Origin of the sequence: Porticoccus sp., from assembly GCA_023261185.1 — a bacterium.
GTDB lineage: Bacteria > Pseudomonadota > Gammaproteobacteria > Pseudomonadales > Porticoccaceae > Porticoccus > Porticoccus litoralis.
Genome location: JALRJN010000005.1, coordinates 1 through 11,302, shown reverse-complemented (window position 1 = coordinate 11,302; position 11,302 = coordinate 1). Strand labels below are relative to the sequence as shown.

The window sequence follows — 11,302 nt, the reverse complement described above, 5'->3', positions numbered from 1 at the left end:
TCCAACGTGCAGTTTGCCGTGAACCCCAAGGATGGTCGTCTGGTGGTGATCGAGATGAACCCCCGGGTTTCCCGCTCATCCGCCCTGGCGTCGAAAGCTACCGGCTTCCCCATTGCCAAGGTGGCGGCCAAGCTGGCGGTGGGTTATACGCTGGATGAATTGCAGAACGACATTACTGGCGGTGCTACGCCTGCGTCTTTCGAGCCCAGCATCGACTACGTGGTCACCAAGATTCCGCGTTTTGCCTTTGAGAAATTCAACCAGGCCAACGCCAAACTCACCACCCAGATGAAATCGGTGGGAGAGGTGATGGCCATCGGTCGCACTTTCCAGGAGTCCCTACAGAAAGCCCTGCGTGGCCTTGAAGTAGGCTCTGCCGGCTTTGAACCGAAGGTGGATGCTTCCTCCGAAGAGGGCATGGCCGAACTGCTCGAGCAGCTCAGCAACCCCGGTGCCGAGCGCATCTGGTATGTGGGTGATGCTTTCCGTGCCGGGATGACGGTGGATGAGGTATTTGCACACTCTGCTATTGATCGCTGGTTCCTGGTGCAGATTGAAGATCTGATCAAGCAGGAGCAGGCTCTGCAGGGCAATTCTCTGACGGCGTTGGATGAGAAAAAACTGTTCAGGCTGAAGCGCAAGGGCTTTTCCGATAAACGACTGGCGGTATTGCTGGAGACGTCGGAAGCCGCAGTGCGCAAGCACCGTCACAGCCTCGGTATTCACCCGGTTTACAAGCGGGTTGATACCTGTGCAGCGGAATTTGCGACGGCTACTGCCTACATGTACTCAACCTATGAGGAAGAGTGTGAGTCGCAGCCCTCAGGGCGTGACAAAATCCTGGTCCTTGGCGGTGGTCCCAACCGTATCGGTCAGGGTATTGAATTCGATTACTGCTGTGTTCATGCGGCGCTGGCCATGCGTGAAGATGGTTACGAGACCATTATGGTCAACTGTAACCCCGAGACCGTTTCCACCGATTACGACACCTCTGACCGGCTGTATTTTGAGCCCGTTACCCTGGAGGACGTGCTGGAAATCGTCCGTCTGGAGAAACCCAAGGGTGTCATCGTTCAGTTTGGTGGTCAGACGCCGTTAAAACTGGCCCGTGCCCTGGAAGCCGAAGGTGTGCCGATTGTTGGTACCACCCCGGATGCGATTGACCGGGCGGAAGACCGTGAACGCTTCCAGCAGATGATTCACAAGCTGGACTTGCTGCAACCACCCAACGCCATTGTCCGTTCCAGTGAAGAAGCGATAGGTGCAGCGGCAGGTATCGGTTATCCGCTGGTGGTCAGACCATCCTACGTACTGGGTGGCCGGGCCATGGAAATCGTCTACCGTGAGGAAGAGTTACTACGCTACATGCGTGATGCCGTGCAGGTTTCAGAAGATGCACCGGTGTTGCTGGATTACTTCCTGTCTTCGGCCATTGAAGTCGATATCGACGCGGTCAGTGACGGCGAAAATGTGGTGATTGGTGCCATCATGCAACATATTGAGCAGGCGGGAATTCACTCCGGTGACTCCGCCTGTGCCCTGCCGCCGTACAGTCTGCCGGAAGATGTGCAGAACGACATGCGCGACGTGGTTAAGGCCATGGCCGTAGAGCTCAACGTGAAGGGTCTGATGAACGTTCAGCTTGCCTGGCAGGATGGCAAGATCTATGTAATCGAAGTGAATCCCCGGGCATCACGTACTGTACCGTTTGTGTCCAAATGTATTGGTACATCCCTGGCAAAAATTGCGGCACGTTGCATGGTGGGCATGTCCCTCCCGGATCAGAACTTTACCCGCGAAATTATTCCGGCCTATTTCAGCGTGAAAGAGGCAGTGTTACCGTTCAACAAATTCCCGGGTATCGACCCGATTCTCGGCCCCGAGATGAAGTCCACCGGGGAAGTAATGGGGGTTGGCGATACCTTTACCGAGGCCTATGCCAAGGCAGAACTGGGTGCCAGTGACCCGATTCCCACATCGGGCACGGCGTTCCTCAGCGTACGCGATCCGGACAAGCCCGGCATTGCTAGTGTCGCCCAGGGGCTAATCAACTGTGGCTTCAAAATTGTGGCCACAGGCGGCACAGCTCAGCTGATTGAGGATGCCGGATTGCCGGTGGAGCGGGTGATGAAGGTCAAACAGGGTCGTCCGCATATTGTGGATATGATCAAAAACGACCAGATTGACCTGATTGTGAATACCACTGAGGGTCGTCAGGCGATTGCCGACTCATCCACCATTCGCTCCAGCGCGGAACAACACGGCGTGTATTACACAACCACGCTGGCTGGCGGTCAGGCGGTGTGCATGGCCCTGGCTCAAGCGGGTGAAATAAAAGTGAGACGATTGCAGGAACTGCATAAGAGGAATGTCTGATGCAAAAAATTCCCATGACGGTTGAGGGTGCGGAAAAGCTCCGCAAGGAGCTCGACAATCTCAAGAAAGTGGAACGCCCGCGTATCGTGGCGGCAATCGCCGAGGCCCGAGAACACGGTGACCTGAAAGAAAATGCTGAATACCATGCAGCCCGTGAGCAGCAGAGTTTTGCCGAGGGTCGTATTCAGGAGATTGAGGGCAAACTGGGTAATGCGCAGATCATTGATGTCACCAAGATGCCCGCCGGGGATAAGGTGATCTTTGGTTCCACTGTGAACATTATCAACCTGGATAACGACGAAACCGTGACCTACAAGATTGTTGGTGACGATGAATCGGATGTGAAATCCAACAAGATTTCCTACCAGTCTCCCATCGCCAGGGCGCTGATTGGCAAGGAAATTGGCGATATTGTTGTGGTCAGAACGCCGTCCGGCGACGTGGAATACGAAATAGATGATGTGAAGCACCTTTAAGTGCCAGTTGTTTATTCATGTGATTGTTGACGATCACCGCAAAGGGGCTGAAAAGCCCCTTTTTTTATGTTTGTCTTTCGCCAGCGCGGCTGAGTAACAGGGTTTGTCCGGTTTTTTCTTGCAAGCGTGTTGCTGGTGACGGAGTTGTGCGCCTTGTCGACGCCAATATTACTTTCTGCCAGTATGTGCCCTCAAAATAAAAACAGGGGGCATTTACATGCGCAAGGATATCGAGTTCAAAACCGAAGATGGGGTGACGCTACGGGGTTGGCACTATGTGCCGGAGGGTGCCCAGGGGCCAGTGCCAACCATCGTCATGGCCCATGGTTTTTCGGCCGTAAAAGAAATGTATCTCGACCGCTTTGCGGAAGCATTTGCCGAAGTCGGCCTGGCGTCCGTTGTGTTCGACAACCGCAACTTCGGGGCCAGTGATGGCGAGCCCCGTTATGAAATTGATCCCTGGCAGCAGGTTCGCGATTACCGCGATGCTATTACCTACGCCGAAACCCTGCCGGAAACCGATGCCCAGCGGATCGGTATCTGGGGGTCAAGTTACAGCGGCGGGCACGTTATGGTGGTGGGCGCACTGGATCGCCGGGTGAAGTGTGTGGTTTCCCAGGTGCCGCTGGCCAGTGGCCATCGCAACGTGCGCAGGCTGATTCGCTCTGATTACCTTGCCTCGGTACAGGCCATGTTCGATGAAGACCGTCGAGCACGAATGAACGGCGCGGCCCCGGCCATGATTCCTGTGGTAGCCGAGGACCCGGCGGCGCCTTCGGCACTGCCCACCCCGGACAGCTGGACCTGGTTCACCGAGACCGGAAAAACCCGTGCACCCTCGTGGCATAACGAGGTGACATTGCGTTCCGTGGAAATGTTCACCGAATATGAACCTATCAGTTATGCCCGCTATATCAGCCCGACGCCGTTTATGATGATTGTGGCGCTGGATGATGTGCTGACGGTCTCCGACCTGGCCCTTGAGGCTTACGAAGAGGCACTTGGTCCAAAACGGCTGGTGACTCTATCAGGGGGACATTTCGATGCCTATGTGAATGACTTCGAAGCGGCCTCAGGACCAGCGCAGGAATGGTTTCTACAGCACCTGGGCAAATAGCCCAGGTGCGCAACCATTTGCCGGTTAGTGAAGGGGCAGTGTGGCTGCGGGTATGGATTACCGCAGCAGGTTGGACAGGTGGGCGTTAGGTTTTTCTGAGCGGCGCAACAGCAGCACGATGTGGCCGATGGACTGTACGGCCTCGGCATGGAGCTTTTCGGTGATTTCGGCAATCACTTGCTGTTTGGCTTCTTTGCCGCCAACCGCCAGTTTTACCTTGATCAACTCGTGATCGTTCAGGGCTCGATCAATCTCGGCGAGAACGGATTCGCTGAGACCATTGCCAGCCACGGTCACTACCGGATTGAGATTATGGCCCAGTCGGCGCAGATGCTTTTTGTCCTCGTTGGAAAGTGTCATAGAATAGCTGTCCTGTTTAACGGCGCGTATTCTAGCCGAACTGCTATCAGGTTGATATGGGACGCTCAAAAAGCAGCCACCGCTGGCTGCAGGAACACAACAAAGACCACTACGTGAAGCGCTCCCAGCAGGAGGGCTATCGCTCCCGTGCCAGTTATAAGTTACTGGAACTTCAGGAAAAAGATCGCCTTTTTAAGCCCGGAATGACTGTTGTTGACCTCGGTTCTGCACCCGGAGGCTGGTCCCAGGTGGCGGTTAAACTGGTGGGTGATAAAGGGCGGGTAGTCGCTTCGGACATACTGCCCATGGACAGTATTGCCGGTGTGGACTTCGTGCAGGGCGATTTCACCGAGGAAGCTGTGTTTGAAGAAATTCTGCAATTGCTGGACGATGGGCAGGCAGACCTTGTAATTTCAGACATGGCCCCCAATATGAGTGGTATGAAAGCGGTGGATCAGCCACGGGCCATGTATCTGGTAGAGTTAGCGCTTGATTTAGCGTCTCAGGTTTTGAAACCTGAGGGCGTTTTTGTTGCCAAAGTATTCCACGGCGAGGGTTTTGACAGCTTTCTACAGGAGGTTAAAAGCCGTTTTCAGCGGGTGGTAACCCGCAAACCCGATGCTTCCCGGTCCCGTTCGCGGGAAGTTTATCTGGTGGCCCGTGGTCTAAAGTAACAGTAAAAGAGTATTAGTTAGCGGGGGCCATTCAGAAGTGGTCCCCTGTGTTGCTGCACGATGGATGTCGTCAGCATTAATGTGAGGAAGTTTAGTTGAACGATATGGCCAAAAATCTAGTGTTGTGGCTGATTATCGCGGCGGTATTGCTGTCGGTATTCCAGAATTTTAGTCCCCCCGCCAAAGAGGATGAGATCAGTTACTCCTCTTTCATTGAAGAGGTGCAGACAGGTCGGATCACCAATGTAGAGATCCAGGGTCTGACCATCGAGGGCAAGCGCGCCGACGGTAGTAGCTTCAAGACCATTCGCCCCAATGTCCCGGACTCCGGGCTGATGGGCGACCTGCTCAACAACAACGTCACCGTTCAGGGACGTGAGCCGGAACAGCAGAGCCTGTGGACGCAACTGCTGGTAGCATCGTTCCCGATTTTGCTGATCCTGGCCATCTTCATGTTCTTCATGCGCCAGATGCAGGGTGGCGGCGGTGGCCGTGGCGGCCCCATGGCCTTTGGCAAGAGCAAGGCGCGCCTGTTGGGTGAAGACCAGATCAAAACTACGTTTGCCGATGTGGCCGGTGTGGATGAAGCGAAGGAAGATGTCCATGAATTGGTGGACTTCCTGCGCGATCCCTCACGCTTCCAGCGCCTGGGTGGCCGTATTCCCCAGGGCGTGCTGATGGTGGGTCCACCCGGTACCGGTAAAACCCTGCTGGCCAAGGCCATTGCTGGCGAAGCCAAGGTCCCATTTTTCTCCATTTCCGGTTCCGACTTTGTGGAAATGTTCGTTGGTGTGGGTGCTTCCCGGGTGCGCGACATGTTCGAGCAGGCCAAGAAGCAGGCTCCCTGTATTATCTTTATCGATGAGATTGATGCAGTGGGTCGTCACCGCGGTGGCGGTTACGGCGGCGGTCACGACGAGCGCGAGCAGACCCTGAACCAGTTGCTGGTGGAAATGGACGGTTTCGAGGGCAACGAAGGCATTATTGTCATCGCCGCCACCAACCGCCCCGATGTACTCGATAAGGCGCTGCTGCGCCCCGGCCGTTTTGACCGCCAGGTCTTTGTCGGCCTGCCAGATATTCGCGGTCGCGAGCAGATTCTCAAAGTGCACGTGCGCAAGGTGCCGCTGGACGAGCACGTTGACCTGGGCATTATCGCCCGCGGAACTCCCGGTTTTTCCGGGGCCGACCTCGCCAATCTGGTGAACGAGGCCTCCCTGTTCGCGGCGCGCGCCAACAAGCGGATTGTGACCACGGAAGAGTTCGAAAAAGCCCGCGACAAAATCATGATGGGTGCCGAGCGGCGCTCCATGGTGATGTCGGAGAAGGAAAAGGAAAATACTGCCTACCATGAGGCCGGTCACGCCATTGTCGGTCGCATGATGCCGGAGCACGACCCGATTCATAAGGTGAGTATTATTCCCCGTGGCCGGGCTCTGGGTGTCACCCAGTTCCTGCCGGAAGAAGATAAGTACAGTATGAGCCGCCGTCAGCTGTCCAGCCAGTTGTGCAGTTTGTTTGGTGGGCGTATTGCCGAGGAGCTGATTCACGGAGCCGATGGGGTGACTACCGGGGCATCCAACGATATTGAGCGCGCCACCCAAATGGCTCGTAATATGGTGGTTCGCTGGGGTCTATCGGATTCCATGGGACCGGTGCTGTATGGCCAGGAAGAGTCCCAGGTGCCCGGTACCGGCAATACCACCTATTCGGAAGATACCGCTCGGGAAATCGATATTGAGGTGCGTCGTGTTCTGGATGAGAGTTACGACCGTGCCAAGAAAATCCTTGAAGACAACATCGACGTGCTGCATGCCATGAAAGATGCCCTGATGGAGTACGAAACCATCGACTCCGATCAGGTGGATGATCTGATGGCCCGTAAGCCAGTACGTCCTCCACGCGACTGGCACGACCAGGGTTTCGGTGGTCGACCCGGCCCCGATGGCGGCGAAACCGATAGCGGTGATGCCGATGATGTCGGCACCGTGGGTGGTCCTGCCAACGAGCATTAAACAGTTCCCCGGCCAATCCCTGGCCGGGGGCTTTTGTGCAATTCTGAAAGCTGTTTTTCCATGTTGAGATTCATCCCTGGCTTTGCTTTCAATCAGAGCTCTAGCTGATGCAGCTGGGGCGCTACCTGCTGGACCTCTCAACCCCCCGCATTATGGGCGTGTTGAATGCCACCCCCGATTCTTTTTCCGATGGTGGTGCCGTTCATGCCCGTGATGGCCATCTGGATATGTCCAGGGTCCTGCGGCGGGTAGAGGCCATGGTTGAGGAAGGAGCAGATATTATCGATGTGGGTGGCGAGTCCACCCGCCCGGGCGCTGCCATCGTTACAGTGGCAGAGGAATTACAGCGGGTAGTGCCGGTGGTCGAGGTGATAACAGCACGTTTCGATGTGCCGGTTTCTGTAGATACCAGTACCCCTGAGGTTATGACCGCCGCTGCAGAGGCGGGGGCCAGCCTGATCAACGATGTGCGGGCGCTGCGACGTCCCGGGGCATTACAGGCAGCCGCTGATACCGGCTTGCCCGTGTGCCTGATGCATATGTCCGGCGAGCCGGATAGGATGCAGCAACGCCCGGAATATGAAGATGTTGTGCAGGAGGTCAAAGACTTTCTGGCTGAGCGTGTGGCAACCTGTGAGGCTGCCGGAATCGGGCGAGATAAACTGCTGTTGGACCCGGGCTTCGGATTTGGCAAAACCCTGCAACATAACCTGGACTTGTTCCGGGGTTTGGGGGAGTTACAACAGTTGGGAATGCCTCTGTTAGTGGGCGTCTCCCGAAAATCGATGATTGGTGCGCTGCTGGACAAGCCAGTTGAGCAGCGCATGGTAGGCAGTGTGGCCATGGCGATGTTGGCCGCGCAACAGGGCGTCAGCATTGTGCGGGTGCACGACGTATCGGCTACGGCTGACGCATTGAAAATAATGACAGCGATCGAGAGATAGACATGGGAAGAAAATTTTTCGGTACAGATGGAATTCGTGGCAGAGTGGGTGTTCACCCGATCACCGCTGATTTTGTCCTGAAACTGGGCTGGGCCGCGGGGAAGGTCTTCAGCGAGCAGACCCAGGGCCGCAAACTGATTGTGATGGGCAAGGACACCCGCGTCTCCGGTTATATGTTTGAATCGGCCCTACAGGCGGGGTTGATTGCTGGGGGGGTGGATGTAGCCCTTCTCGGTCCCATGCCGACGCCAGCCATTGCCTACTTGACCCGCACCTTCCGTGCCCAGGCGGGTATTGTTATCAGTGCCTCGCACAACCCCTACTATGATAACGGCATCAAATTCTTTGGCGGTGATGGCTTCAAGCTGCCCGATGAAGTGGAGCTGGCCATCGAACAATATTTGCAAAATGACATCCTCACCGAAGAGTCCAGCAAACTGGGCAAGGCGCATCGGGTCCCTGATGCGGTAGGACGTTACATTGAATTCTGTAAGGGCACCCTGCCAGCGGGAAGCAACCTGCAAGGCTTGAAACTGGTGGTGGATTGCGCCAATGGCGCCACCTACCATACCGCGCCGAGTGTATTCCGCGAACTGGGTGCTGAAGTGGTGGAAATGGCGGTCAACCCTGACGGTTTCAATATCAACGAAAACTGCGGCTCGACCAAACCGGCATTATTGCAGGAAGCTGTGACCAGTGAGGGTGCCGATATGGGCATCGCCTTCGACGGTGACGGCGACCGCGTGTTGTTCGTCGATCACAAGGGTCACATGGTGGATGGTGACGAATTGTTGTTCGTCATTGCCAAGCACCGCCACCAACAAGGCGAATGCAGTGGTGTGGCGGGTACCCTGATGAGCAACTTCGGCATGGAAATCTCGCTTAAAGAGCTGGGTATTCCGTTCTTCCGCGCCAAGGTGGGAGACCGCTACGTGATCGAAGCCATGCGCGAACGCAAATGGCAGTTAGGGGGTGAAAGTTCTGGCCACATCATCTGTAGCGACCTGACGACTACCGGCGATGCAGTAGTGGCAGCTTTGCAGGTGCTCTATGCCATGCGCGATACCGACACCTCGCTGAACGATCTGAAAAAGGGCATGAAAAAATTCCCGCAAAAGATGATCAATGTGCGCATCAAGCAGAACTTCAAATTGGAAAATTTCCCCCGCATACAAGAGGCCGTGGCAGACGCTGAGCAGACCTTGGGCGATAGAGGACGGGTGCTATTGCGCCCCTCCGGTACCGAGCCGCTGGTGCGTGTAATGGTGGAGGGAGAAGACGCCAAACTGGTGGATGAACTGGTGACCCGTGTGGCGGAAGTGGTGACACACGAAGTCGGTTGATTGCAGGTTGGTTTGAAAGCCGAAGAACGGCGTATTTGGCCCTTTGGAATCGCACCCTGATCAGTTGTAGTTTGGCGGTAACTTCGTTAATATTGCGCCCCTTTTCAGGGCCGGGAAAACCTTAATATGCGTCGTCCCCTGGTAGCAGGCAACTGGAAAATGCACGGTTCTCGCGAATCGATTGCAGCGCTTCTGGCAGGCTTGCCGAAGCTTGGTGGAGTGGAAGTGGTGGTTTGTCCGCCCTACGTGTATCTCCCCGAGGTGATTGCGACTCTGCATGACACCGACATTGGTGTCGGCGCACAGAATGTCTCTGAGCAGCAGCAGGGTGCCTATACCGGCGAAGTTAGTGCCGATATGTTGCGCGACATCGGTTGCCGTTACGCCATAGTTGGCCATTCCGAGCGGCGTACGCTCTACGGCGAGAACGACGCACAGGTGGCAGCCAAATTTATGGCGGCCCAGGCCGAAGGGCTAGTGCCCATACTCTGTGTCGGGGAAACTCTAGCGCAGCGTGAACAGGGTGAAACCCTGACAGTGATTAACAGCCAGCTGGATGCAGTGATTCAGGCAGCTGGGATAAAAGCGGTTTGCAGTGCGGTCATCGCCTACGAACCGGTTTGGGCCATAGGCACCGGCAAAACAGCCACCGCCGAACAGGCTCAGGAAGTACATCAGGCCATTCGCCAGCAGTTGGGCGCGAACGGCGAGGGCACCCGGGTGCTCTACGGCGGCAGTGTAAAAGCTGCCAATGCGGCCGAGCTGTTTGCTCAGCCGGATATCGACGGCGCTCTAGTGGGCGGAGCCTCACTGAACAGCGCCGAATTTGGCGAGATTTGTAAACTGGCCTAACCTCAAGGCGAAGCAGGCAAATGGAAAAACTGATATTGATTGTTCACCTGTTGACGGCTCTGTCCATTATTGGACTGATCCTGGTACAACAGGGCAAGGGCGCAGAAGCCGGCGCATCATTTGGTTCCGGTGCCTCACAAACCGTATTCGGCAGTGCCGGTGGCTGGAACTTCTTCAGCAAGGTCACCGCCATCATGGCGACCGTATTTTTTGTCACCAGCTTTGCCCTGGCGGTAATGGCCAAGGATAACGCCAAAGTCGGTGATAAAGTGCTGCCTGAACTCGAGGCCGTACAAATGGAAATACTGGAAGAAGTCCAGGAATCGGACATTCCTTCCGTAGATGAAGATATACCCTCGGCACCTGTGGAAGACATTCCCGCTCCTGCAGGTACAGAGTAACAACCGTTAATTGCCCAAGTGGTGGAATTGGTAGACACGCTATCTTGAGGGGGTAGTGGCGTAAGCCGTGCCGGTTCAAGTCCGGCCTTGGGCACCATCTCAACATCCAAGGAAGTCCAAAGATGTACATAAGACCCCGGTTTTCCGGGGTTTTTTGTGTCTGAACCGTCCACCCCTGTCAATAGGTGTCTGCTGGCATCTGGTGCTATCTGGTGCTACATTTGGTGCTATCTCGGTTCAATTTTGATTTGGTAGCACCAAATGCCTCTAACAGATATGCAAGTTCGGCAAGCTAAAGCTCAGCTCAAAGACTATTATTTGACTGATGAGAAGGGCCTACGGCTGTTAGTGAAGCCTAATGGTTCTAAATACTGGCGGCTCAAATACCGCTTTCTTAATAAGCAGAAAACTCTTGCCTTAGGCGTCTACCCTGTTGTCTCACTTAAAGAAGCCCGCGAAGCAACGATAGAGGCAAGGCGTCAGTTGGCTCAGAGTGTTGATCCTGGTCTCTTAAGGCAGAACGAGAGGCAAGGGATGCGTCTGAATGCACAGAATAACTATTCAGTAAAAAATTATTTTTTTACTTTATCTTTTAATTCAATAGCTTTCGACTTAGCAGACTCAGCCATCTCTGTTGCTTTTGTTTTTGCAGACTGAGATATTTCGCTTCCTTTGGATAAGGCCTTGTTAATTGCTTCATTAGTCTTATCAGGTCCAGCCCCTGCAGCAAGTCCGATTACAAAT

General features: G+C 55.1%; 11 protein-coding genes and 1 tRNA gene. 11 read left to right on the top strand and 1 reads right to left on the bottom strand.

Going from position 1 to position 11,302, the window contains the following annotated elements:
* The 3 genes from carB to ACYZYZ_RS00575 form a co-directional block, all read left to right on the top strand.
* Window positions 1–2,376, top strand: a 2,376-nt coding sequence (carB, locus tag ACYZYZ_RS00585; protein WP_461482891.1) for a carbamoyl-phosphate synthase large subunit, incomplete at its 5' end; no start/stop codon positions are given.
* Complete coding sequence (gene greA, locus ACYZYZ_RS00580; RefSeq protein WP_305170136.1) at window positions 2,376–2,852, top strand: transcription elongation factor GreA; 477 nt, start codon at window positions 2,376–2,378, stop codon at window positions 2,850–2,852. The genes carB and greA, both read left to right, overlap by 1 nt.
* 217 nt (window positions 2,853–3,069) lie before the next feature.
* Window positions 3,070–3,969 (top strand): alpha/beta hydrolase, encoded by a 900-nt coding sequence (locus ACYZYZ_RS00575; protein WP_305170137.1) that lies wholly within the window; start codon window positions 3,070–3,072, stop codon window positions 3,967–3,969.
* A 57-nt stretch (window positions 3,970–4,026) separates the two neighbouring features.
* Here ACYZYZ_RS00575 and yhbY read toward each other — a convergent pair whose 3' ends face one another.
* The gene (yhbY, locus tag ACYZYZ_RS00570) at window positions 4,027–4,329 is read right to left on the bottom strand and encodes a ribosome assembly RNA-binding protein YhbY (protein WP_305170138.1); all 303 of its coding nucleotides are present in this window, start codon (window positions 4,327–4,329) and stop codon (window positions 4,027–4,029) included.
* Between the two features lie 56 nt (window positions 4,330–4,385).
* On the opposite strand from yhbY, the gene rlmE reads away from it, so the two are divergent.
* The 8 genes from rlmE to ACYZYZ_RS00530 all read left to right on the top strand — a co-directional run bounded on the left by rlmE (window position 4,386) and on the right by ACYZYZ_RS00530 (window position 11,215).
* Window positions 4,386–5,003 (top strand): 23S rRNA (uridine(2552)-2'-O)-methyltransferase RlmE, encoded by a 618-nt coding sequence (gene rlmE, locus ACYZYZ_RS00565; protein ID WP_305170139.1) that lies wholly within the window; start codon window positions 4,386–4,388, stop codon window positions 5,001–5,003.
* A gap of 104 nt (window positions 5,004–5,107) precedes the next feature.
* Window positions 5,108–7,018 (top strand): ATP-dependent zinc metalloprotease FtsH, encoded by a 1,911-nt coding sequence (gene ftsH / locus ACYZYZ_RS00560; protein ID WP_305170168.1) that lies wholly within the window; start codon window positions 5,108–5,110, stop codon window positions 7,016–7,018.
* Window positions 7,019–7,125: 107 nt separating this feature from the next.
* The gene (folP, locus tag ACYZYZ_RS00555; protein ID WP_461482890.1) at window positions 7,126–7,962 is read left to right on the top strand and encodes a dihydropteroate synthase; all 837 of its coding nucleotides are present in this window, start codon (window positions 7,126–7,128) and stop codon (window positions 7,960–7,962) included.
* Window positions 7,963–7,964: 2 nt separating this feature from the next.
* Window positions 7,965–9,305, top strand: a complete 1,341-nt coding sequence (gene glmM / locus ACYZYZ_RS00550) for a phosphoglucosamine mutase (protein WP_461482889.1) — start codon at window positions 7,965–7,967, stop codon at window positions 9,303–9,305.
* Window positions 9,306–9,431: 126 nt separating this feature from the next.
* Complete coding sequence (gene tpiA / locus ACYZYZ_RS00545) at window positions 9,432–10,157, top strand: triose-phosphate isomerase (protein WP_461482888.1); 726 nt, start codon at window positions 9,432–9,434, stop codon at window positions 10,155–10,157.
* A gap of 20 nt (window positions 10,158–10,177) precedes the next feature.
* Window positions 10,178–10,558, top strand: a complete 381-nt coding sequence (secG, locus tag ACYZYZ_RS00540; RefSeq protein ID WP_305170143.1) for a preprotein translocase subunit SecG — start codon at window positions 10,178–10,180, stop codon at window positions 10,556–10,558.
* A 12-nt stretch (window positions 10,559–10,570) separates the two neighbouring features.
* Window positions 10,571–10,655, top strand: a tRNA-Leu gene (locus ACYZYZ_RS00535).
* 164 nt (window positions 10,656–10,819) lie between these two features.
* The gene (locus ACYZYZ_RS00530; RefSeq protein ID WP_461482887.1) at window positions 10,820–11,215 is read left to right on the top strand and encodes an Arm DNA-binding domain-containing protein; all 396 of its coding nucleotides are present in this window, start codon (window positions 10,820–10,822) and stop codon (window positions 11,213–11,215) included.
* Window positions 11,216–11,302 lie beyond the last annotated feature (87 nt).